This window comes from Nocardia sp. NBC_00403 (assembly GCF_036046055.1).
Lineage (GTDB): Bacteria > Actinomycetota > Actinomycetes > Mycobacteriales > Mycobacteriaceae > Nocardia.
In genome coordinates this window covers 345,563-366,801 of the sequence record NZ_CP107939.1, presented here as the reverse complement: position 1 = coordinate 366,801, position 21,239 = coordinate 345,563, and the positions used below count along the sequence as shown (strand labels likewise).

General features: G+C 65.2%; 22 protein-coding genes. 10 read left to right on the top strand and 12 right to left on the bottom strand.

All coding sequences use genetic code 11. From position 1 onward, the window contains the following. Nucleotides 1-93: 93 nt before the first annotated feature. Nucleotides 94-1,239: an ROK family protein gene (locus OHQ90_RS01445; RefSeq protein ID WP_328406741.1), complete on the bottom strand. Its 1,146-nt coding sequence runs from the start codon at nt 1,237-1,239 to the stop codon at nt 94-96. Nucleotides 1,240-1,252: 13 nt separating this feature from the next. Beyond that, the gene (locus OHQ90_RS01440; protein WP_328406740.1) at nt 1,253-2,197 is read right to left on the bottom strand and encodes an SIS domain-containing protein; all 945 of its coding nucleotides are present in this window, start codon (nt 2,195-2,197) and stop codon (nt 1,253-1,255) included. 126 nt (nt 2,198-2,323) lie between these two features. On the opposite strand from OHQ90_RS01440, the gene OHQ90_RS01435 reads away from it, so the two are divergent. The 4 genes from OHQ90_RS01435 to OHQ90_RS01420 all read left to right on the top strand — a co-directional run bounded on the left by OHQ90_RS01435 (nt 2,324) and on the right by OHQ90_RS01420 (nt 6,515). Then, entirely contained in the window at nt 2,324-3,574 is a 1,251-nt protein-coding gene (locus OHQ90_RS01435) for an extracellular solute-binding protein (protein WP_328406738.1), read from the top strand. A gap of 22 nt (nt 3,575-3,596) precedes the next feature. Continuing rightward, nucleotides 3,597-4,484: a carbohydrate ABC transporter permease gene (locus tag OHQ90_RS01430; protein WP_328406736.1), complete on the top strand. Its 888-nt coding sequence runs from the start codon at nt 3,597-3,599 to the stop codon at nt 4,482-4,484. Then, nucleotides 4,481-5,416 carry a carbohydrate ABC transporter permease gene (locus OHQ90_RS01425; RefSeq protein WP_328406735.1) on the top strand — a complete coding sequence of 312 codons (936 nt, stop codon included), beginning with the start codon at nt 4,481-4,483 and terminating at the stop codon, nt 5,414-5,416. The genes OHQ90_RS01430 and OHQ90_RS01425 overlap by 4 nt, the downstream gene beginning before the upstream one ends. 703 nt (nt 5,417-6,119) lie before the next feature. Then, entirely contained in the window at nt 6,120-6,515 is a 396-nt protein-coding gene (locus tag OHQ90_RS01420; protein ID WP_328406734.1) for a hypothetical protein, read from the top strand. Between the two features lie 447 nt (nt 6,516-6,962). On the opposite strand, the gene OHQ90_RS01415 is transcribed toward OHQ90_RS01420, so the two are convergent. After that, the gene (locus tag OHQ90_RS01415; RefSeq protein ID WP_328406733.1) at nt 6,963-7,550 is read right to left on the bottom strand and encodes a TetR/AcrR family transcriptional regulator; all 588 of its coding nucleotides are present in this window, start codon (nt 7,548-7,550) and stop codon (nt 6,963-6,965) included. A 114-nt stretch (nt 7,551-7,664) separates the two neighbouring features. Here OHQ90_RS01415 and OHQ90_RS01410 point away from each other — a divergent pair, with 114 nt between their 5' ends. Beyond that, nucleotides 7,665-8,744, top strand: coding sequence for a Gfo/Idh/MocA family protein (locus OHQ90_RS01410; RefSeq protein WP_328406732.1), 1,080 nt, complete (start codon nt 7,665-7,667; stop codon nt 8,742-8,744). Between the two features lie 40 nt (nt 8,745-8,784). Here OHQ90_RS01410 and OHQ90_RS01405 read toward each other — a convergent pair whose 3' ends face one another. Beyond that, nucleotides 8,785-9,204, bottom strand: a complete 420-nt coding sequence (locus tag OHQ90_RS01405) for a dihydrofolate reductase family protein (RefSeq protein ID WP_328406731.1) — start codon at nt 9,202-9,204, stop codon at nt 8,785-8,787. Between the two features lie 257 nt (nt 9,205-9,461). Here OHQ90_RS01405 and OHQ90_RS01400 point away from each other — a divergent pair, with 257 nt between their 5' ends. Beyond that, a complete protein-coding gene (locus OHQ90_RS01400) occupies nt 9,462-10,184 on the top strand; it encodes a TetR/AcrR family transcriptional regulator (protein ID WP_328406730.1) in 723 nt (240 codons plus the stop codon). A 17-nt stretch (nt 10,185-10,201) separates the two neighbouring features. Here OHQ90_RS01400 and OHQ90_RS01395 read toward each other — a convergent pair whose 3' ends face one another. After that, entirely contained in the window at nt 10,202-11,350 is a 1,149-nt protein-coding gene (locus tag OHQ90_RS01395; protein WP_328406729.1) for an FAD-dependent monooxygenase, read from the bottom strand. 88 nt (nt 11,351-11,438) lie between these two features. Here OHQ90_RS01395 and OHQ90_RS01390 point away from each other — a divergent pair, with 88 nt between their 5' ends. The 3 genes from OHQ90_RS01390 (at nt 11,439) to OHQ90_RS01380 (ending at nt 14,385) form a co-directional block, all read left to right on the top strand. Further along, a complete protein-coding gene (locus tag OHQ90_RS01390) occupies nt 11,439-12,023 on the top strand; it encodes a TetR/AcrR family transcriptional regulator (RefSeq protein WP_328406728.1) in 585 nt (194 codons plus the stop codon). Between the two features lie 133 nt (nt 12,024-12,156). Next, the gene (locus OHQ90_RS01385; protein WP_328406727.1) at nt 12,157-12,948 is read left to right on the top strand and encodes a DeoR/GlpR family DNA-binding transcription regulator; all 792 of its coding nucleotides are present in this window, start codon (nt 12,157-12,159) and stop codon (nt 12,946-12,948) included. A 468-nt stretch (nt 12,949-13,416) separates the two neighbouring features. Next, nucleotides 13,417-14,385: a hypothetical protein gene (locus tag OHQ90_RS01380; protein WP_328406726.1), complete on the top strand. Its 969-nt coding sequence runs from the start codon at nt 13,417-13,419 to the stop codon at nt 14,383-14,385. 171 nt (nt 14,386-14,556) lie between these two features. Here OHQ90_RS01380 and OHQ90_RS01375 read toward each other — a convergent pair whose 3' ends face one another. From OHQ90_RS01375 to OHQ90_RS01355, 5 genes are all read right to left on the bottom strand, one after another. Next, nucleotides 14,557-15,678: a hypothetical protein gene (locus OHQ90_RS01375; protein WP_328406725.1), complete on the bottom strand. Its 1,122-nt coding sequence runs from the start codon at nt 15,676-15,678 to the stop codon at nt 14,557-14,559. Nucleotides 15,679-15,703: 25 nt separating this feature from the next. Then, nucleotides 15,704-16,180, bottom strand: a complete 477-nt coding sequence (locus OHQ90_RS01370) for a hypothetical protein (RefSeq protein ID WP_328406724.1) — start codon at nt 16,178-16,180, stop codon at nt 15,704-15,706. A 217-nt stretch (nt 16,181-16,397) separates the two neighbouring features. After that, nucleotides 16,398-16,715: a hypothetical protein gene (locus OHQ90_RS01365; protein WP_328406723.1), complete on the bottom strand. Its 318-nt coding sequence runs from the start codon at nt 16,713-16,715 to the stop codon at nt 16,398-16,400. Between the two features lie 302 nt (nt 16,716-17,017). After that, nucleotides 17,018-17,467, bottom strand: coding sequence for a DNA-directed RNA polymerase subunit beta (locus OHQ90_RS01360; RefSeq protein WP_328406722.1), 450 nt, complete (start codon nt 17,465-17,467; stop codon nt 17,018-17,020). Nucleotides 17,468-17,634: 167 nt separating this feature from the next. After that, nucleotides 17,635-17,931, bottom strand: a complete 297-nt coding sequence (locus tag OHQ90_RS01355) for a hypothetical protein (RefSeq protein WP_328406721.1) — start codon at nt 17,929-17,931, stop codon at nt 17,635-17,637. A gap of 139 nt (nt 17,932-18,070) precedes the next feature. Between OHQ90_RS01355 and OHQ90_RS01350 the strand changes: the two genes are divergently transcribed. Further along, nucleotides 18,071-19,420, top strand: a complete 1,350-nt coding sequence (locus OHQ90_RS01350) for a helix-turn-helix domain-containing protein (RefSeq protein ID WP_328406720.1) — start codon at nt 18,071-18,073, stop codon at nt 19,418-19,420. Here OHQ90_RS01350 and OHQ90_RS01345 read toward each other — a convergent pair. Beyond that, on the bottom strand, nt 19,393-19,953 hold the full coding sequence (locus OHQ90_RS01345; RefSeq protein WP_328406719.1) for a GNAT family N-acetyltransferase: 561 nt from the start codon (nt 19,951-19,953) through the stop codon (nt 19,393-19,395). The genes OHQ90_RS01350 and OHQ90_RS01345 overlap by 28 nt on opposite strands. 289 nt (nt 19,954-20,242) lie before the next feature. Next, nucleotides 20,243-21,208 (bottom strand): sigma-70 family RNA polymerase sigma factor, encoded by a 966-nt coding sequence (locus tag OHQ90_RS01340; RefSeq protein ID WP_328406718.1) that lies wholly within the window; start codon nt 21,206-21,208, stop codon nt 20,243-20,245. Nucleotides 21,209-21,239 lie beyond the last annotated feature (31 nt).

Sequence of the window (21,239 nt, the reverse complement as noted above, 5' to 3'; positions counted from 1 at the left end):
CGAGTGCCGCAACACTTTCGGCCGGTGGTGGCGCGGCACCTGTGCGGCCTTGCGCTCCTGCTGTCGGCGGCGTCGCGCGTGCGTTGTCGTACTTCATGTCAAAGCCCCGCGGCGGGCGAACAGGGCCGCGCCGGCCAGGCCTGCTCGTGCGCCGAATTCGCCGAGGACCACCCGTGGTGCGGGGACTATGCGGAGTCGTTCGGCGATGGTGCGGTGCAGGGGTTCGGTGAGGGCGGCGCCGGCGCCGGCCAGTCCGCCGCCGAGGACGATGAGTTGGGGGCAGGCGGCATGGATGATGCCGAGCAGGCCGTCGGCGAGGGCGCTGATGGCGTCGTCTACTACGGCCTTGGCGTCGCGGTCGGTATCGAGGAGTGCGAAAACATCTGCCGCACTGTCTGTTTCGATGCCGGTACGGCGGGAGTACGCACGGGCGATGGCCGCGCCGGATGCCACCGTCTCGACGCAGCCGATGTTGCCGCACGGACAGCGCAGGCCATCCGCGTGGCGAACCGGGATATGACCGTACTCGCCGGTCTGGCCGTATTCGCTGCGCACGAGTCGGCCACCGACGGACAGGGTTCCGCTGATACCGGTGCCGAGAATGACCACGCATACGTTGTCGTGGTCGCGTCCGGCTCCGTACCGCCATTCGGCCCAACCGGCCACGGCGACATCGTGCTCGATCAACACCGGCATGTGCCAGCGTTCGATGAACCGGTCACCGATGTGTACATCCCGCCAGCCGACATTGCTGCTGAACACGGCAATCGACCGGACATGGTCCACGATCCCCGGCAGCAGCACCGCGGCCCGCGCCACCCGGCCGCGCTGTTCGGCCGTGAGCTCGGCCAGCAGCCGATCTCCGAGCGCACCCATGGCCTCGAACGCCGCCTCGCCCTGCGGCGTGGCAGTGACGGCAGCGGTCAGCACCGTGCCGGCCGCGTCGGTGATCTCACCTTTCATAGTGGTCCCACCGACATCCATGCCGAGTACCAGGGCATCGTCGGGAAGCGGGGTCCCCGGCGTCAGCGTGTCGTCGGGAAGTGCGGCGTCTGGTGTGGCACCCCTCGCGTCGACCGCCGCGCCGGGCGCGACAGCCGGCGGGCCGGGCCGGGGTGACCCGGCGTCCGGTCGCGGTGATCCTGCTGCGGACTGCGCGGTTCCCATCTCGGTCAGGGTAACCACTTCTGGTGGTGTGAGCAGCGCAGATCCGCGGGCCGGGGTCGGGGAGTCGGTCATGGTGGCGCCAGGGTCACTGGTCGAGGACTACCGAGCGGTTGAGGTTGCGGGGATGGTCGGGGTCCAGGCCGTGGTCGGCGGCGCGCAGGACGCAGAGTTGATGGACTCGGACCAGGTCGGCCATCGGGTCGATATCGCGGTGTTCGAAGTGGGCGCCGGTGACGGTGACGTCGGCTTCGAATTGCGGGACCAGCGGGCCGAAGGCCCAGACCGCGCGACCGGGGGTGGAGATGCTGATCGGGCCGTGGCGGTATTCGGTCTGTAGGTAGGCCTCGGTCCAGGACTGGCAGGACTCGCGGAGTTTGAGGCCCGCTTCTTCGGCGATGGCGGCTGCGAAGCCCATGCCGACGAAGCTGATCTGTTCGGCGTGCCGGACTTCGGCAAGTGCCGTCGCGGGATCCTCGGCGAGGATGGCGCGGGCCTGGGCGATCGCGGGGTTCAGGTCCTCGCCGAGATGCCAGCGCAGGATGGCGAGCGTGGTGGTGGCGAAGCGGGTCTGCACGACCGATTGCTCGTCGACCTCGTCGATCAGGATTGCATCGCCCAGCTCTAGCACGGGGGTGCCCGGGCTGCTGCAGATCACGGTGCGCGGAATGTGGGTCGGGATCTCCCGCATGGCATTGACCACCTCGGTGGTGGTGCCGGAGCGGCAGATGACCAGGTAGCGGTCGTATTCGCGACCGCTGCGGACTTCGCTGGCGGGCCAGGCATCGGTAATGCCCTGGCCCGAGCCCTCGCGCAGCGCCGCGATGGCCCGGGACATGAACAGTGAAGTGCCGCAGCCGATGACGGCGACGCGCTCGCCTGGTTGGGGCAGTACGGCGCGGTGTTCGGCAGCGATGGTTTCGGCGCGCGCCCAGTCGTCCGGCTGGGTGGCGACCTCGGTGGCCAGATGGGTCACGGGGCTGGGGTGAGCGGAGATCGGCACCACAACAGAATCGACCTGATGATCGTTCATGTCAAATTTACGATCAAAACAGTCACATATGATCACTCTGAGGTCTAGATTGTTGGTCAGTCGATACGTTCGCTCCATCATCGGCGGTCCGCTGGCGCCGGGTGTGAAAATTGAAAGGTTCTGCTCGTGAAAAGACCACTCCACGGCGTGCTCGCGGGGATCGCGATGGCCACCGGCCTCGCTCTCGCCCTCTCGTCCTGCGGGTTCGGCTCGAAAGACTCGGCCGACTCCGACTCCACGATCAACTTCCTGGCTCCCGTCTACAGCGACGGCGCTACCGGCACGAAGGCGCTGTGGGACGGCATCATCGCCGACTTCGAAAAGGCCAACCCCGGCCTCACGGTGAACCTGCAGATGGAGTCGTGGAACTCGATCAACGACGTGGTGCGGACCAAGCTGCAATCCAAATCGACAACCCCGGACATCCTGAACATCGACGCCTATGCGAGCTTCGCCGGTGACGGCATGCTCTACGGGGCGTCGGAGATCGTCTCCCCGAATGTGCTGTCGGATATCCAGCCCGGCTTCGCCAAGAACGCGTCGCTCAACGGCCAGCAGTTCGCGCTGCCACTGTTCGCCTCGACCCGCACCCTTTTCTACAATACCGACCTGTTCGCCAAGGCAGGCGTCGCCGCGCCGCCGAAGACCTGGGCCGAACTCACCGAAGCGGCCAAGAAGATCCAGGCGCTCGGCGGCGGCGTCTCCGGCTACGGTCTGCCCCTCGGCAGTGAGGAGGCCCAGGGCGAGACCTCCATCTGGACCTTCGGCGCGGGCGGCAACTGGGCCGAAGGCGACAAGGTCACCGTGGACACCCCGCAGAACCTCGAGGGCGTCCGTGCCATGCGCGAACTCATCGATGCCGGTGCGACCCAGCCCAATCCGGGCGCCACCGACCGCAAAGACGTCATCAACGCCTTCATTCAGGGCAAGATCGGCATGATCGAGGGTCTGCCGCCCACCATCGGCCAGATCGCGTCGAAGAACGCGGGCCTGCCGTACGCGACCGCGCCCTCGCCGACGAAGTCCGGCGACCCGGTCACCCTCGGCGTCGCCGATCATCTGATGGCGTTCAAGAAGGACGGCAAGAAGACCGAGTCGATCAAGAAGTTCCTCGACTTCTTCTACGGTGCGGACACCTACGCGAACTTCGTGCAGCACGAGGGCTTCATCCCGATCACCAACAGCGCGGCCGCCAAGCTCGCGGGTGACCCGGTGACGAAGGCGTTCGCCGCGACGCTGCCGGTGGCCAAATTCTACCCGAGCAACAACCCGAAATGGGCTGCGGCACAGGGTGCCATCCGTCAGCAGATGGGCACCATCGCGCAGGGCACGGACCCAGCTCAGGTGCTCGCGCGCATCCAGGAAGCCGCGAAATAGCGTGGGGCGCAAAGGAACCCGGGTGCCGTCCGGGCGGGCGAGCGCGCTGCGGGCGATTCCGTGGCTCGGGCCTTCCCTGGTGTTGATCGCGGCTATCGTCGCCTTCCCGGTCTGCTACATGGTCTGGACGAGCACCAGGGACCTGAGCGCCTACGGCCAGGATCGCGGCTCCGCCGGGCTGGCCAACTACCGCAATCTGTTCGACATCAGTGAACTGGGCTCGGTGCTGCTGCACACGGTGATCTGGGTGGTCTGCGTCGTGCTGATCACCCTGGTGCTCTCGGCGGCGCTGGCTCAGTTCCTGAACAAGGACTTTCCGGGGCGCACCGCGGTGCGGATGGCGATCCTGGTGCCGTGGGCCGCCTCGGTGGTGATGACGACGACGATCTTCTACTACATGCTCGACCCCGACGTCGGCATCGCCAACCGCTTCCTCGTCGACATCGGGCTGCTCGACCGGGGCTACGGCTTCACCAAACAACCGATCCCGGCGTTCCTGGTGGCGATGGGGGTCGCGGTATTCGTCTCGATTCCGTTCACCACTTACACAATTCTTGCCGGGCTGCAGGGGATTCCAGCGGAGATCGGCGAGGCGGGCCGGGTCGACGGCGCAAGTCCGTGGCAGCGCTACCGGTATCTCACACTGCCGCAACTGCGTCCGGCGATCGCGGTGGCCACCATCATCAACATCATCAATGTGTTCAATTCGCTGCCGATTCTGCAGGTGATCACCGGTAGCATCGCAGGTTTCTTCGCCGACACCACGACCACATTGACGTTCAAGCTGATTCGGCAGAACCAGCAGATCGACACCGCCGCCGCGATGAGCGTGCTCAACTTCGCGCTGATCGTGGTGATCATCGCGATCTACGTGAAGGTCGTCAAACCGACGCAGCAGGTCGACGGATGAGCGCGCAGCAGCACCGAGGGCAGGGCGAGGCGATGACGACACCGGACGATATCCGTATCGATGGCATCCCGCCCACGGCAGCGCCTCGGGAAATATCGCCCGGGCGCGGCAAGCGGCGGCGCTGGGAGCTCACCGCGGTCGGGGTGCTGGTGGCCGCGATCTTCCTGATCCCGTTCCTCGTCATGGTGCTGGGGTCGCTGAAGAGCAGAGCCGAAATCCTGCGCATCCCACCGACGTACCTGCCGGAGTCCTGGCATCCGGACAACTACAGCACGATGTGGGACACGCCGGAGACACCGCTGCCGTTCAATATGGTCAGCACGATCGTCATCTCGGTCTGCGCCACTGTGTTGGTGCTGGTCGTGGCCGTTCCGGCCGCGTATTACACCGCCCGGCATCGCTTTCCCGGTCGGGCGGCATTCCTCGGTCTGGTGCTCATCACCCAGATGCTGCAGCCGACCGTGCTGGTGACCGGCCTGATCCGGCAGTTCTTCACCCTCGGCATCAATGACACCTGGCTGGCGATGATCCTGGTGAATGCCGCGTTCAACCTGTCGTTCGCGGTGTGGATTCTGCACAGCTTCTTCGCCGCGATTCCGGTGGAGATCGAGGAGGCCGCGCAGCTCGACGGCCTGAACCGATGGCAGATCCTGACCAGGGTGAGCCTGCCGCTGGTGTGGCCGGGCATCGTCACCGCGACGATCTTCACCGTGGTCGCCTGCTGGAACGAGTTCGCGGCCAGTCTGGTTGTGCTCACCACCCCGGAGAATCAGCCGCTGTCGGTGGCGCTGACGAAGTTCGTGGGACAGTACGACACCGCATGGCAGTACGTCTTCTCCATCTCCACCGTCGGCATCATTCCGGTGGTCATCTTGTTCGCGTTCATCGAGAAGCGGCTGGTGGCGGGCCTGACCGCGGGCAGCGTCAAGTAACGGATCACACCACGAATCGCCGCGCCGGGTAGCACTCGGTCGCGGCGCTTCGGTTCTCCATTTCCGCAGTGGTCGTAAAACCTGGCACCGGCCGGGCTTGGGTGTCCGGGAACATCGACGAGAAAAGTCACGCTAAGGAGCTACCGCACATAGTGGACCGCTGTCAGCGGTGTCTGGCAGGGTTCGCCGTGTGACTGATCAGGTGATGGATTCGGGTGCCGCAGCAGGCGGAGCGATTCGACGGACGACCCCGCGCCCGGTTGACGTGACGGGACTGGTACCGGGGCTCGCGGCGTGGGCTCGGGACACCATCCGTCTGCATCCGAGGCGGGGCACCCCGTCGAACAGGCAGAGTTCCGTGGGAGGGCCGTTGCTGTGGCCGGCGGATGAGGCGTGGCCGGTGTGCACCAGGCCGCACCAGGACTTCGGGAGGGGCACGCCGAGCGCCCCCCAGGTGCCGATGGTTCCCGTTGTGCAGGCTTTCCGTTCGGATCTGCCGACCGGTGTTGTGTCCTTTCCGCAGGACAGGGACGTTCTGCAGGTCCTGTGGTGCCCGTTCAATCACGACTTTCCGGCGTCGCCGTGGCCTGTGGTGTTCTGGCGTAACTCCACAGCAGTCGGGGCGGTCCTTCCGGCACCTGCAGCCGATCCCGCAGCTGCTGACTGGCACGTGCCAGCGCCTTGCGTAGTCCACCCCGAGCGCGTGACGGAATACCCGTCCTGGGATCTGCCGGAGGACCTGGCCGAAGCGTGGCAGGAGGATTTCTATCGGCTGGAGGAAGCAGCCCCGCTTCTGTCGTACGGCACTCACCACGCTGAGGCGCCGGGCATGAAGCTCGGCGGATATCCAGCCTGGTTCACCGGACCGGGCGACGTCGACTGCAAGCAATGCGGCCGGCCGATGTGCCACCTGCTGACCGTGGCCAGTTGGGAATGGGACGGTGACTCCTGGCGGACCTGGCGGCCCCTCGAAGACGATGATCGGGCTGGCGCCGTTGACCCTACTGGCCTTGACGTAGGCGGGGTGGGCGCTGTGTACGTCTTCGAGTGCCTGTCCTGCCCGGACCGCCCCTTCACCCACTGGTACGACTGCGACTGACCGACATGCAGGGTGCCGATCTTGCCATGCCAGGCTGTAACTCGGCCGATTCCCGCCCGGCGGCGACCAGCTTCTCCAGACCAGAACGTTGCGCCGCAACCGACCACCATCCGACCACGGTGACGTCAAAATTCGTCTGCACCAACATCTTCAGATCAAGGGCGGTGCCCAGATACCCCGGTGAGTGGTGTCGAAGATGACCTGTGCAACCACCCAGGACTACCCGGTCCGCGACGAAGACGCCGCCGGCCCGCACCGTTCGTACGCGCTCACATCGGGCTGGACGGCCACTACGCCTTCCATCTGCCCGACTTAGGCGGCGGCCATCGGCCGTTGCGCGATCCTGACGCCCCGGACGACTGAATCTCGTTGATACTCAGCGCTTGTCGCCGGTCACGGGGTACAGGTGGTCGGGCAGGGTGATCCCGATCTCGTTCGCGGCGTGGTCTACCTGTCGTCGTCCAGGAGGGCACGCAGCGCCAAGTTGCCGACCTGCCGCAGCTCGTCGCGGCTGTGCCCGGCCGCGGCCTGGACGGCGATGCCGTCCGAGATCGTGTGGACGAGTGCGGCCAGGGCGGCTGGTTCGTGGCGAGGCGGCAGGTCGGTGGCCTGCTCGAGCCGCCTGCGCAGCGCCGCCTCGCTGGCTTTGCGTACCGTGACGGCCTCCTGGCGTACAGCGTGCGCGTCGGTGCCGCAGGCTTGAACGGTCTTGACGCACAGGCAACCGTGGGGCGTGTTCTCGCCTGCGGTCAGGTCGACGGCCCCGCGGATCAGCCGTTCGACGACCTCGCGGCCGGTGGATGCGTTCAGCGCGTCGGCGGCGTAGGCGCCGGGGCCGTTGAGGTAGCGGGCGAGGACCTTGCCGAACAGTTCCTCCTTGTTCCCGAAGGCGGCATAGAGGCTGGGCTTGTTGATGCCCATCGCGGCGGTCAGGTCGGCCAGCGAGGTGCCCTCGTAGCCGTGCCGCCAGAACACCTCCAGCGCGCGGTCGAGTGCGGTGTCTGTGTCGAACGAGCGTGGGCGTCCGCCGGGCATGCCGTCCTCCGTGCTCTCTGCATGTTTTTTACCTATCGGTACGTTACCTCTTGCGCGAGAGCGTGTCGCCGCCTAGTTTCATACCGAAACGTACATAATTAAGGAGCGACACACATGATCCGAGTCGGAGTTATCGGGGCCAGCGGTTGGGCGGACAGCTCGCACCTGCCCGCGCTCGCAGCGCTCGAGGAGTTCGACGTGACCGCGGTCGCGACGACCAACCAGGCCAGCGCGGACCGGGCGGCCGCCGCCCACGGCGCACGACACGCCTTCGCCGACGCAAGCGAACTCATCGCGCACCCTGAGGTCGACTTGGTCGTCGTCTCGGTGAAGGCCTCCGGGCATGCCGCCGTGACCAGGGCAGCACTCGACGCCGGCAAGCACGTCGTGTCCGAGTGGCCGCTGGGCGTCGACGCCGACGAAGCGGGCGAGCTGACCGAGGCCGCCACCGCCGCAGGTGTCGTGCACGCGGTCGTCCTCCAGGGCTACCACTCCCCGAGCGCCCGCTTCGCCGCGGACCTCCTGGCCGACGGCCGGATCGGCACGCTCGAATCGGTCGCGCTGGTGGCAGATGGCGCCCCCTGGGGCGGCAGTCGAATATGGCCGAACCTGGTATTCGGCCTCGACCCTTCGGAGGGAACCAACATCCTGACCATCATGGCCGGTCACTTCCTGGCCGCACTCGAACGGGTGACGGGCCCACTGACCGAAGTCTCCGCACGGCTGCCCCGCACACACGACCGCGTGCTCGTCGCCGGGACGGAGCAGACCGTGCCCAACGCCACGCCCAGCCACGTGCTGCTGCACGGACTGCTGGCCGGCGGCGCCACCGCCTCCGCCGCCGTGCACGGCGGCAACGGGCCCGCCCGGGAGGGGTTCTTCCTCAAGCTCGTCGGCAGCGACGGAACGTTGACCGCCACCCCAGCCCAGCCCGGGACATTCATCCACTGGGGCGACTGGGATATCCGGGTCGGCGACCAGGCCCTGGCCATGCCCGACACCTATCGCACCGTCCCAGCCAGCGTCCGGTCCGGCCCACCGGCCAACATCGCGGCCCTCTACCAGGACGTCGCCCAGGCCATCGCCGAAGGCCGGCAACCGCATCCCAGCTTCGAGACCGCCCTGCGTCACCACCGGCTCCTCGCCGCCATCGAACAGTCCGCGGCCGATGGAATTGTCCGGGACATCTCGTAGCCGACATCGGTTATGCCGGAACCTCGGTGGATCGCGGGGCTCAGGTGCGGTCGAACCAGGTGACTCGCGCGCCGCTGCTGAACTCCTGGCGCGTGGTGACCGTGAGCTGCGTCGGTTGGAAGTTGCCGGTGAAGGCCTGCACGCCTTCGCTTGCGATCACGGGGGAGCTCTTGATGATCAGCTGGTCGATCTCGTCGATGAGCTGTCCGGCCAGGTTTCCACCACCGCAGAGCCAGATGTTCAGGCCCTCCTCCTTTTTCAACCGCCGCACCAGCTCGACCGGATCGGTGTCGACGATCTCCACCTGCGGGTTGTCGACGGGTTCCAGGGTGGTGGAGAAGACGTACTGCTTCAGATGGTTGCACGGGCTGGTGATCCCGATCTCGAGGCCCGGTTCGTAGGTGCCGCGGCGGCCCATGACCAGCGTGTCCCATTCCCGGTTGGGCGTATCGAGCGGCATGCCGACCGACGACTTCTTCCAGCCGTCAGCCGGCGTTGTCGCGCAGGCGCAGCCGGGTGAGATCCTGCGAGCTCGTCATATCCGGTCAGCGCCGTGACCGCGCCGCAGTTCACGCAGCGGCTCTCAGATCTGTTGCCGCCCATGGCCTAAGCCCTTGTCGGGCAGCAGCGGTAGCCGGTCCGCACCCCTCGGCGTCGACCCGGTCATCCAGATGTCCGCGTCGGGGTTCGGCCGCGCTCGCTCGGTAGCATCGAAGCGTGGCACAGCAGGATGACGAGCAAAGAGACGGTCGCAGTTACGGCGGCTTGTCCAAGGAGCAGCGGGTAGCACAGCGGCAGCAGCGGCTCGTCGATGCCGCGCTGGAGTTGTTCGGCACCCATGGTTATGCCGCGACCTCGATCGAGCGGTTGTGCACCACTGCCAACGTTTCCACCCGCAGCTTCTACGAAGATATGGGTAGCCGCGAAGCTTTGTTGATCGCGCTGGTCAACCGCATTACCTCGCATGCGGTCGAACGAACATTGGAAGTATTGGAAAAGACTCAGGGCGAGCCGTTTTCGACAAGGCTGGTCGACGGTGTCCGTGCCTACTTGGAAGTGACCTGCCAGGATCAGCGCTCCGCGCGGGTCCTATATGTCGAGGTGGTCGGAGTCAGTCCGGCCGTGGAGGATTGGCGCAGGCGGCAGCGACGCCTGCTTTCGGCACTGCTGGTCAGCGAAGCGGAACGCGCGGTCGAACGAGGCGAAACCAAGCCGCGGCGTTTCGATCTGTTCGCGCTCGCGGTGATCGGCGCGGTGAACTCGCTTGCACAGGAGCTGGTGCAGCACACACTGCCCGGGGAAGTCTCACTAGATGAGATGTGCGATGAGATAGCGTATTTCGTCAATTCTGGACTTGCGCCTACGGCATTCAGCGAAACTCGAACACCCGCATCCTTCCTGACGATCCCGTTGGCGGGAGCCTCCGAGAGGCGCGGCTGATGGCTGCGCCGGTCCCGTCACGCCGCCGGTCGCAGTAGACCGCGGACCGCGGTGATCGCGGGTACCACCCGAGTGGCCGCATTGCGGATCGCGATCCCGGCTCTGGTCGCGGGGATCAGTAGGGCTGCCGCCGCGGTGACGCCATTGAGCTTGGGCTCCACCAACATTCGATGCTGCCGTTCGTAGTTCCGGAATGCCGCTCGGTGATCGTCGGGATCGGCCGTGAGTGCTTCCGCCAAGGTGTAGGCACCGGCGATGGCGAGCGTGGTGCCGTCGCCGAACAGTGATACGCAGGAGGCGGCGTCGCCGAGCAGCGCGATACGGCCGTCGGACCATTGCGGCAGCTCGCCTTTGCTGACGGAGTCGAAGAACAGGTCGTCGGTGTCGCGCACCCGGTCCAGCAGTTCGGGGACTCGCCAGCCCTGATCGGTGAACGCTTCGATGAGCGTCCGCTTGTGCTGCGCGGTGTCGCGGTGGTCGTAGCCGGGAATGCCCTGGTGGCGGAACATGAATGCGGCAACCGCCCGGCCGCGCGTCGGATGCACCGCCAGCGCCCGCCCCGGGGTGTTGTAGATGAGGACTTTCCTGTCGCTGCCGAAGGGTTCGGCGATCCGCAGTGTCGCGACGTAGATCCCCTGGTGCGTGAGGAATGCGGTCTCCTCGCCGAAGACCGAGCGCCGCACCGCGGAATGCAGTCCGTCTGCGCCGATGACGAGGTCGAATCGGCGCGGCGGCGCGGCGGCGAAGGTGACGTCCACTCCGGCGGGGTCTTGGGCGAGATCGGTAATCGTGTCGTTCCACAGGAACTCGTACTGTTCGCGGCCCGCGTCGAGCAGGATATTCGCGAGATCGGCCCTGGGCACCTCGACTTCGCGCGCACCGGCCGACCCCTGGAAGGCCTTCAGGTCGACGTGCGCGACCTGCCTGCCGTGGCTGTCGACAAAGCTCATCCGGGAGACATCGGACCCGGCCGCGCGCAGTTGCGGCATGACACCCATCTGCTCGACCACCTCGACCGCGGGCCCTTTGACATCGACGGGATTGCCGCTGGAACGCACTCCCGCGGCCCGTTCGACCACCGTGACCTCGAAGCCCCGGCGGGCCAGCCAGAACGCGAGCGTCGAGCCGCCGATGCCTGCGCCCGAGATCAGAACCGTTTTGTTCATGGCAACGCCTTCCGCATAAGTGGACGAATTTCGTCCGCTTAGAAGACGGTACGGTAAGCGGAAGGATTTCGTCCACTTAAAGTGGGAGGTGAGTGCCACGACCCCGGCGAAGAGGGCAGATGCCAGGAACAACCGCGAACAGATCATCGCGGCGACCCTGGTGACATTCCGTGAACAAGGCATCGACGTATCCATGAAAGAGATCGCCGACCGCGCGGGCGTCGGCGTCGGCACGCTGTATCGGCACTTCCCCGACCGCGACGCGCTGATTGCCGCGACTGCCCACTCCTACCTCGCCGACCTGGCGCAGACCGCCGCCACTTCCTGGCAGGAGGAGGTCGACGCGTGGCCCGCACTGCGCCGATTCCTGCACGAATGCGCCGAACGAAAGGTGGGCGGACTTGCCGCGGCCATCGAGCCGGCGCTGCACGCGCAGATCCAGGCCGACCCGAGGCTGCGTGAAGTGCGTGGCAAGGTCGTCGACCTCGTCGAGCGAATGACCGAGCAGGCCAAGGCATCCGGAGCCGTGCGTGTGGATATTCGGACGGAGGATGTGGCCGCACTGATGACGTTGCAGATCTACACCCGATCCAACGAGTCGTATGCCGAGGCCGTCCATCGGGTGGTGGAGATCGTGCTGGACGGGCTGCGGGCCACGCCGGGAAAGGAATGAGAGTGGCCGAGCGGTTGTCACCAGGCTTGGCAATACCCGTCCGGAATCTCTACGGTCGGCAGCGTGCCTGTGGTCATATTGTTCGCGTGCCTGGAAAAACAGCAGGTCGTCCGCTCGACTGGGAACGGGTGAGATGACCGGACCGACTGATCGGCCGCAGCGGTGGAATCGGCTGCTCGAGCTCCTCGCCGACTCGGGGCGGCTTTCGGTGGAGGAAGCTGCCGAACGTCTCGGCGTATCACCGGCGACGGTGCGCCGCGACTTCACCGCGCTCGCCGAACAGCAGCTGGCCACCAGGACGCATGGTGGGGTCGTCGCGACCACCGTGGCCTACGATCTGCCCGCCCGCTATCGGCAGACCGGCGGCGAGGCCAAGCAGCGGATCGCCGAACATGCTGCGACACTTGTCAATCCGAGCGCGGTGGTCGGCATGAACGGCGGCACCACCACCACGGCGGTGGCGCGGGCGTTGGCGGGGCGCGCCGATCTGGCGAATGCCGGCGGCGATCAGCTCACGATCGTCACCAACGCATTGAATATCGCCGGCGAGATGGTGCTGCGTCCGCATCTGCGCACCATCTGCCTCGGTGGGGTGGCGCGCCGGGAGTCCTATGAGCTGCACGGGCCACTGGCCGAGCGCGCCCTGGCCGAGCTGCGCTTGGATGCGCTGATCCTCGGGGTGAATGCGATCTCCGCCGAGGGCGGCGCGCAGTGCCGGCATATCGACGAAGCCGGGGTGACAACCGAGATGGTGCGCCGTTCCGGCTACGTCATGGTGGTTGCCACCGCCGACAAGCTGGAACGATCCGCGCTGGCCCGGATCTGTGGCATCGAGCAGATCGACGTGCTCGTCACGGATTCCGATGCCGATCCCGCGGCCATCGCGACGATCCGCGCCGCAGGCGTGAGGGTGGACGTCGTGTAGCGCGGTTCCGGACAGCTTTCGATTTCTTTGGCACAGCCGCCATACAGTCGCCGGGCTGTTTTGTCGTCGGCGAAATTCGCCGATCCATCGCCGCCGACCCATTGACCGAGTGAGTGTGTCTCATTGACGGATGCCGAACGGCCGGATCAGGAAGCGATCGCCGGCCTGCTCATTTCATCGGCAGGTGGTCGGCGGCGCTTTGGGGGCTTTGGCCCGTGGGGTCCAGATTTGAGAAATCCGGCGCTTAGCGATGCCCGGGTGATCCGGGCTGGCTGAATGCCGTGTTGGCCCGGCTTGATTCGATGGATTCGGGTGGCGGGTAGGGCCTTGCGGTGGTTGCATGGCGGGCTGTGTCGCGTGCCTGCGGCTCTAGGGTGCGGAGGGACGTCCGGCCAGATATTCCCAACCGTGGGATTCGACATACTTCGAACTACAGTTCGAACGCCCCGAATCCGAAGAGGTTTGTCGATGACCCGCACCACACCACCCCGAGCTGTCGATGTCGCAGCCGCGTGTCCCGCACTGGCGCCGCTGGCTCGTCCCGCGACCCGGCTACACCCGCGCAGCGGCACACCATCGGTATACGACAGTTCGATCGGCGGCCCTTTGCTGTGGTCGACCGATGAACCGTGGCCACACTGTCACGGGCCTCACGACTGGGACTTCTTAACCAACGCGTGGAATCCCCACGGGCTCAACCCGTTACAGTCGTTGGCGGATGCCAAGCTGACGCAACGCAATACCGTACCGTGGCGGCCGATGGCCGATGTACCGAATGCTATGTTGCCGGTGGCGCAACTGTATACGCGTGACGTCCCCGGGTTACGTCCGCCACCGGGCAAGGATCTGCTGCAGATACTCTGGTGCCCGTTGGACAACGCCGACGCCATGCCCGAGACCGCGCTGGTGTGGCGCACCGCCGCCGACGTCACCGACATCCTGAATGCCCCACCGATACCGGCAGCGGTGGATTTCGGCTACAACTACATACCCTTGCCGTGCACGGTGGAGCCGGAACGCATCACCGAATACCCGAGCGATTTCGAAGAACTCGGCAGCGAGCCGCTGGAGCAAATGCGACAGTGGGCGAGCCAGCAGCAAACCGGGATCGATCCGGATGACATCGAGAGCTGGTTCATCGACAACATATGCGTTGCACCCGGGTGGAAGGTCGGCGGCCATATCCGGTGGGGCACCACGGACCCCTTTCCACAGCCATGCCCCACCTGTGGTATCGAGACCGAACCGCTGCTCACCGTCGCCTCGTGCGAATGGGACGGCGGAACCCACAGCTGGATACCCTACGAAGATCAGGCCCTCGCAGATGATTACAGCACGACCATAGGCCCCGACGTCACAATTGCTCGCGGTTACGACATGATCCTTCGCGTCTGCCCAACGTCACCCGATCACGCCCACATCCAACTGATGCAGTAGGCCCGTATCAATGGCCAACCAGTCAGCCTGCGATGGCCATCGCGCCAGGCAGACCCCGAGACTATCGCAGATAATGGTTCATTATCTGCGATAACTCCTTAGCGCCGGATTTCCCGGAAATGGGCTCCACGGGCCGCTTTGTAGTCTCGGTAGGCAGCACCCCGAACCCTTCTAGTCAGGTTCGCGCCCAAGGGTGCGCTGACGTTCTCGCTCCTCGACGCGTTCGCGTTCCCTGGCTTCGTTGTGATGACGATTGGCGTCGGCAACTGTCCGATCCACCGGTTCCGGCTGACGCTGTTCCCCCGGCTGATTCCACTGGAGTTGCACAACGCGTACCGAATCCAAGATGCCCGCTCGCTCGGCACGTTCGCGTTGCGCCGCAAAGAATTCCCGGTGTAGATGGATCCGCTCCGCCGCTTCGGCTGCCTCCCGTGCCCTGTCAGGTTGCTCCCGAGCCTTCTCGGCCGCCTCACGCTCAGCCCGTGCCTTGTCGTGTACACCTTCCCCGCCGTCGGTGGCTTCCCGCCCGAAGAGCTGGCTGGGTACCGGGAATTCACGCGCCGCCCGTTCAGCGGCCTCGCGTTCAACCCTTGCACGTTCGGTTTCCGGTACGTCCCGCGCCTTGGCACGCGTGGCCTGCTCTCGCGCTTGTCGGTCGCGCTCAGCCCGCTCAGTGGCATCCGCCCTACCGCGTGCGGCAGCTTCACGGAACTGCTGCATGCGCTGGAATTTCTCGGCTCTCTCGCGGGCCTTCTCGTCACGCACCCGAACAATTTCACGTATCTTCTCTAGCCGTTGACGAGCACGCTCGGCCCGTTGCAACTCATATGGTCGGACTAATTCGAGTTGCCTACCCGCCAGGGATTGGCCGAGCTGTATTGCCCGCAATGCATCGGCGCGGGAAACGATCTCGTGCTGAAACCGGCCTGGGAAGTCTCGACCCATCTGCTGCATATAGCTGAGGACAGCGCGCGGCATCTTCTCGCCAGCAACGGTCTCCCACTGACTACGCGTCAACTGGCCGGAAACAAGTAATTCCCGTTCAGTCTTTAGTTGCCTCAGCGTTTCCCGTTCGTTGACCCGGCCCGATTTGCGCTCTGTACCTCGAGTGCTCTTCCCTTCAGTCCGTGCCGAATCCAGCACGCGAATGTTTTTGCCAATCTTGAGCGTGAATTGGCGAACCCACCCCCGGTCACGGGTTTCGCCCCGCTCATGTGCCCGGCCAAGCTCGAAGTATAGGCCCTTTTCATAGTTGGACAGTCTTCGACGGAAATCGTCGTATTCGTCGGGCACAACGCCCCCCGTTTTTGCCTCTTAGTCAGGCAGGCTTTCCTGCCATGCGAATGCTGTATTCGACTCCCTTGGGGCCGAAGTGCTCCTCGAACAATTCACTCGCCAGCGGCATCAGCTCGCAGCCAAGGCCGCTGTCAGCGAAGTGTGCTGCGGGGCCGAAATCGGTATACAACGGTGTGCCTGACCCAGGACTGTTCGTCCATGTCATACCGGCACGTCGACGTATGCAGCATTCCCCAAGAAACCGAATCAAGCCATCAGCGAGTTCACGATTTTCGGGTGCGAGAAATCCAGCCCAGTCGCTAAACAATTGCGCCGACGTCTCCATGATTTGAGTCGACAGCGGCGGCTTCCACCACTGCGAATCATCGCTCAAATCTGGAGCGACCCTAGCGAGGAAAGCTTGCACTTCCGATTCCATGCGTTCTGGAGCAACCCAATCCAAAAACGCTTCGGTTTGTTCGTCGAATTCGATATCAAAACCGATCTGCTCGTCGTCCACTGGCTTCCCCTCGTCCTGGCTGTCCGATGTCATAGCGCATCGAATCTAGTCGGCTCATCGGTGTCGCAGCGGTGAGACGCCACCCCTTTCAGGCGTGCCGCAGCCGCGTTGTACGCATCCGCGAGTGGCCCGGTCGGGGGAAGGCCCCCGTCATGAAACGCATCCGAGGCGCGCCGGAACTCTCTGAGGGCAGCTTTGTATTCGCCGTCTGGTGTGCTCATGACATGCCTCCTCGTCGGTCAGGGGATGTGCAGGGGATGCGGTGGGTCGGGGTGATGAGGTCGCACGCTATGGCGATGGCGCGGGCGTTGTGCTTGATGTGGTCGACGCTCGGCGCGATGATCGTCGACGCACCGTTGCGGCACGCTGTCGCGACGATAAGTGTCGTCGGCATGAACGTGTCGTGAGCGATGGTGACCAGCCCGGCCAGGGTGTAGCCGCGCTGGTCGGCCAAATCGGTGATGACCCGTTCGTCTCGCAACAGGTGCGGGCCGCTGACATCGAGAACTAACAGCCCGATCGCTTTAGCAGTCATGGGGTTCGCTGTTCGACAGGTCGGTGGTGACGTCTGGTTCGATGGCGGCTTGTGCTGGTGGTTGACGGGCTCTATCCGGCCATGCGATCCCTAACACCTCACGGTCATCTTTCACCCGGACATCTGTCCATCGGCACCGTTGCAGCGGATCGCCCCCGGTGTGCATCTCGATGCGGCCATCGAGCAGCGACACCCACTTCCGGCACGAGTGCTGAGGGCATATCACCTTGATCAGTGCGCCGTCGGCGCTGAAACCGCTTCCGCCGCAATGGGACAGGCTGACCCATGGGCCGCAATCACATTCAGACATGCGCCACCTCACGCGCCCGGCCCGGTCCCACGCACGCGCGAACCGATTCGATGACGAGAAGTCCGGAGGGTCGGAAGGTGTCATGTGGTGGTTCGATCCATTGCCTGATGGCCCCGGATTGCGTGGTCGGCGACGGCAACGCCACTGTTCCGCCGTCGCGGATGACAGATATGTTGTGGCGGAACAGATCAGCGAACAGCGGCACATCGTCGGGTATGTCGGGTCGGATCAAGAATGTCCATCTGTTGGACCGTGGATGCGACAGGATCGGGCCGATAGCGGCTCCGCGTCGGCCCATGTCGTGTTTGACCGATTGGCCCAGCGGTGCGGGCATCGTGAGCCCTTCGACGTGGCTGGCTTTCATGATGATGCGACCCAAGCTCGGTGGATCGATGGTTGCGGGCAGATCGCATACCCGCCGGTAGAAGAGGCAACGGGACACGGGGGTATCCCCAAAAGGTATGTGCTCCATTGAGTTCAATCCCTTGTGTCGTGGTCGGTGCTGTGGCCGATGGCTGAGACCTGGGCATCGGCATGTTGAGGCAGTGTGCCGGGATCCCATTCGCGTGAGCCGTCCGCGACGAGTTCGATGAGTTCGACAGACAAGGTTCATTGCACCGCCTCGGCTGGAGTCAGTGGCACCGGTGGCAGGGGACCTGACACCCCGCCACCGGGCCGCATTGGGTTTGCCCATTCGGCGAGTGCGTCGCTGATGCTGACCATTTCATCGCTGGGCAGTTCACAGGAGACAGGGTCGGGCGTGGCGGCCCAATTGGTGAGGGCGTCGCGGTAGCGGGCGATCGCCTCGCCTGGCAGGTCACAGAAGACTGGGCGGGGTGGCCCTTCGAGCGCGGTGGTCCGCTTCGGCAATTCTTTCGTGGTCAACAACTTTGACCCCCTGGTCACGGTTTCCGGCTTGGAAGCACTCCGGCGACGGGTGCTCGTTCAGCATCGGTTCCCCATGACCGGCGATACAGGTACGCAACCGGCAATTTGGTCCTACTCTTTCGGTATTCGACACGCCGAGTTGGGGGGTGGACCAGCGATGATCGAGAAATGGACGGGTACCGATGTGAAGGCACTTCGCGATGCGATGCGCCTGTCTCAGGCGGAGTTCGCTGCGGTGTGTCAGCGTGGTGTGCGCACGGTCGGAAAGTGGGAGCAGGAAGGCGCGGCAGCGTTGCTGAGTCCGCGGTCGGCGGATGTGATGGATACGTTGCTGGACAGTCTGACTCGCGAGCAGGCTCACCGGTTCCACAAAGCCGAGCCATCGTCGGCGCTCGCGGTAGTTGTCGCGGCGGCACCGGACCGTGCGGGCCTACACTCGCCATTGGATGACGATTTGCGGATGTGGGTCGAAATGAATCGACGGGAGCTTTTGCAACTGTTCGGCGGTGTCGCAGGCGGCCTGCCTGCCGTCGCTGCAATCCTGGCGGGCCTGGATGTCAATGAACAACGGCGCGTTGGTGAGGTGCTGATCCGGCCCGAGCGGGTGGATGATGCGAGCATCGCCCATATCGAAGACGCACTGAATATCGCACTGACACAAAATGATGTGTACGGCCCGCAAGCTGTACTGCCGATGGTGACCGCGCAGCAGGCTATTGCGCGGGCGCTGCTGGCCCAGGCACCCGAGCGGTTGAAGCCTCGGTTGTTGACCGTGCATTCGCAGTTGGCGCAGCTGGCTGGGTGGATGCATTTCGATCTGCGTGCGTTCGATCTTGCCAATGCGAGCTATGAGGCGGCCCGCGAGTCCGCGCACGAGGCGGGCAACGACGAGCTGGTCGCGCTGGTGTTGTGCAATCTGAGCTACCTGTCGACCTGGCGGGGGTCTCCGCGGACCGGTATCGATCATGCTGTGGCAGCGCAGGTGTGGGCGCGCAGCGTCGACGACAGCCTGTTGAGGTCCTATGCGGAAGTGATCGCGGCGTTCGCGTACGCGTCCAGCGGACGGGCCAACGCGTGTCTCGCGGCGTTGGACACGGCGGACGATGCGCTCGTCGACGGTATCGGGACGGAGGCGAGCGTCGCCTATTTCCACGGGCCGGGGCTGTCGCTGTCGTTCCGTAGCGACTGCATGTATCGGATCGGGCGAGCGGCCGACGCGCATCAGGCGGCCCTATCTTCGCTGGAGCTGATCGGCGAGGGATACACCCGCAACCGGGCAATGGCCTACGTCGATCTGGCGCACGCCCACATCGAGGGACGCGAGATCGATGAGGCGGCGCAGGTGATCGGGGAAGCGGCCGTGCTGGCTGCGGCGTGCCGCTCGGACCGGCTGTCGGGGATCATCGCGGGCGTACGGGCGGATTTGACGCCGTGGGCGGACGCTTTGTGTGTCCGCCATTTGGATGACCTGATGAACGACTACGGCCTGTCCAATTCCCGGATGTAGATATCAAATTCGGGGGACAGCATTCCGGGTGTGTCTTGGCGTCCGATCAGGTGCCATCCGCCGAGCGCCCGGTAGAAGGCGTGGCTGGCATCGGCCTGCGGTTGTACCGCCAGCGTCGCGCGTTCCTCGGTACGGTTGCCGAGCAGGGTGTCGAGCAGGCGGCGTCCGATACCGTGCCTTCGCGCTGCGGCGTCGACGGCGAGGTCTATGACGGCGAAGGTGCGGGCAGGCCACTCGGTCGTCACCTCGGCGGGTACCGGCTGCTGGAATCCCTTCCACCATCCGGTGGTGGTCGATAGCGTTGTTCCGTAGACGAATCCGATCAGGGCGTCCGCGGCGTCGGTGGCTACCGCGATCCCGAAGTTCGGTGACCCGATCATGCCGGTCAGTAGTTCCCGGTGGTGCTGCGACTCGGTGTCCGGCCATACGAACGGCGGTTGCGAGAACGCGGCGTCGTAGAGCTGGCAGATCGCGTCGAAGTGTCGTCGTGCGTCGGCGGCGGTCCCGAGTCGCACTGATACTTCGTCATCCATAGATCCGACCATAGTGGCGATTTGTGGGCATCGGCTGCGGGTGGGGAATTCGCTTGTCCTGCACCCTGTCTACTCGCCGGGCTTCGCCCGCGATCGACCGTGGACACGCTCCAGATCGCCGGAGAACGCACGGACAGTCCGGCCCACCTCCGGCTCCTCTGACCAGACACTGAACGCCGCGCAATCCGCCCTGCTTCCGGGCTTCGTGTGTTCGGGTCTGCGGCGCGAACAACGCACGGGCCGCGTGGCCCGCTACGTCGATCGCCGCTGCGATCGCTGACCTCGGTGGTCAGACGACCGCGGGAAGGCCGAAGCGGGGGAAGAGGGTTGGGTCCACGAAGACGGTGATTCGATGGATCACCGAGTCCTTCAGCGTGAAGGTGTGGATGGAATGCGGACGGTAGCAACCGGTTTCGTCGCGGAGGTAGTAGGCGACGGCGGGTTGGGTGTTGGCTGCGGTCGGGATGGCGCGCCATTGGGTCGGGTCCGTTGCGCACCTGGCGGCGTAGAACTCGACGACATGGGTGCGGCCGGCGAACCAGATCAGGGCGGGTGGCATTTCGAGCGTCACGTCGTCGCGCAATAGCTTGGCGAATTCGTCCATGTCGGCATTGCCGAAGGTGGACATGTAGCGATCGACCATCGCGCGTTCGTTCGGACTCAGGGATTCCGACATTCGATCGAGCATCGGGGCATCCTTGTCGAGTTGGGCGTGTGCGCGTTGCAGGGCGCTGTTGACTGCGGCGGGGGAGGTTTCGAGGAGGTCGGCGACCTCGGCCGCCGACCAGGCGAGCACGTCACGAAGGATCAGTACGGCACGCTGCCGGGCAGGTAGATATTGCAGAGCCGCGATGAACGCGAGCCGGATGCCGCTGCGTGCGGCCACCACGGTCGCCGGGTCGTCGGCCGACGTGCCGAGCAGCGCATCGGGAATCGGCTCCAGCCAAGAGATCTCGGGGTGCTTCTCGGGGCGGGTCGGCATCTGCGCGCTCGGTCCGACGAGCCCGGTGGGCAGTGCCCGCCTGCCGCGCTGCTCGAGCGCGGTCAGGCAGGCATTTGTCGCGATCCGGTACAGCCAGGTGCGCATCGAGGCGCGCTGTTCGTCGAAGCGGTCCGCGGCCCGCCAGGCGCGCAACATGGTTTCCTGCACCAGATCCTCGGCGTCGTGGATCGAGCCGAGCATGCGATAGCAGTGCGCCAGCAGCTCCGGGCGGTAGGGCATCGTCCGCGCCGCGAAATCCGCACCGATCGTCATAGGTGCACAACCTACCGAGCCGGAGCTCGGT

Bases quoted from the DNA above. Each gene is read 5' to 3' on its own strand.
- OHQ90_RS01445 (WP_328406741.1), bottom strand. From the start codon at position 1,239: ATGACCGACTCCCCGACCCCGGCCCGCGGATCTGCGCTGCTCACACCA.
- OHQ90_RS01440 (WP_328406740.1), bottom strand. From the start codon at position 2,197: ATGAACGATCATCAGGTCGATTCTGTTGTGGTGCCGATCTCCGCTCAC.
- OHQ90_RS01425 (WP_328406735.1), top strand. From the start codon at position 4,481: ATGAGCGCGCAGCAGCACCGAGGGCAGGGCGAGGCGATGACGACACCG.
- OHQ90_RS01415 (WP_328406733.1), bottom strand. From the start codon at position 7,550: ATGCCCGGCGGACGCCCACGCTCGTTCGACACAGACACCGCACTCGAC.
- OHQ90_RS01410 (WP_328406732.1), top strand. From the start codon at position 7,665: ATGATCCGAGTCGGAGTTATCGGGGCCAGCGGTTGGGCGGACAGCTCG.
- OHQ90_RS01405 (WP_328406731.1), bottom strand. From the start codon at position 9,204: ATGCCGCTCGATACGCCCAACCGGGAATGGGACACGCTGGTCATGGGC.
- OHQ90_RS01395 (WP_328406729.1), bottom strand. From the start codon at position 11,350: ATGAACAAAACGGTTCTGATCTCGGGCGCAGGCATCGGCGGCTCGACG.
- OHQ90_RS01385 (WP_328406727.1), top strand. From the start codon at position 12,157: ATGACCGGACCGACTGATCGGCCGCAGCGGTGGAATCGGCTGCTCGAG.
- OHQ90_RS01380 (WP_328406726.1), top strand. From the start codon at position 13,417: ATGACCCGCACCACACCACCCCGAGCTGTCGATGTCGCAGCCGCGTGT.
- OHQ90_RS01365 (WP_328406723.1), bottom strand. From the start codon at position 16,715: ATGACTGCTAAAGCGATCGGGCTGTTAGTTCTCGATGTCAGCGGCCCG.
- OHQ90_RS01350 (WP_328406720.1), top strand. From the start codon at position 18,071: ATGATCGAGAAATGGACGGGTACCGATGTGAAGGCACTTCGCGATGCG.
- OHQ90_RS01345 (WP_328406719.1), bottom strand. From the start codon at position 19,953: ATGGATGACGAAGTATCAGTGCGACTCGGGACCGCCGCCGACGCACGA.
- OHQ90_RS01340 (WP_328406718.1), bottom strand. From the start codon at position 21,208: ATGACGATCGGTGCGGATTTCGCGGCGCGGACGATGCCCTACCGCCCG.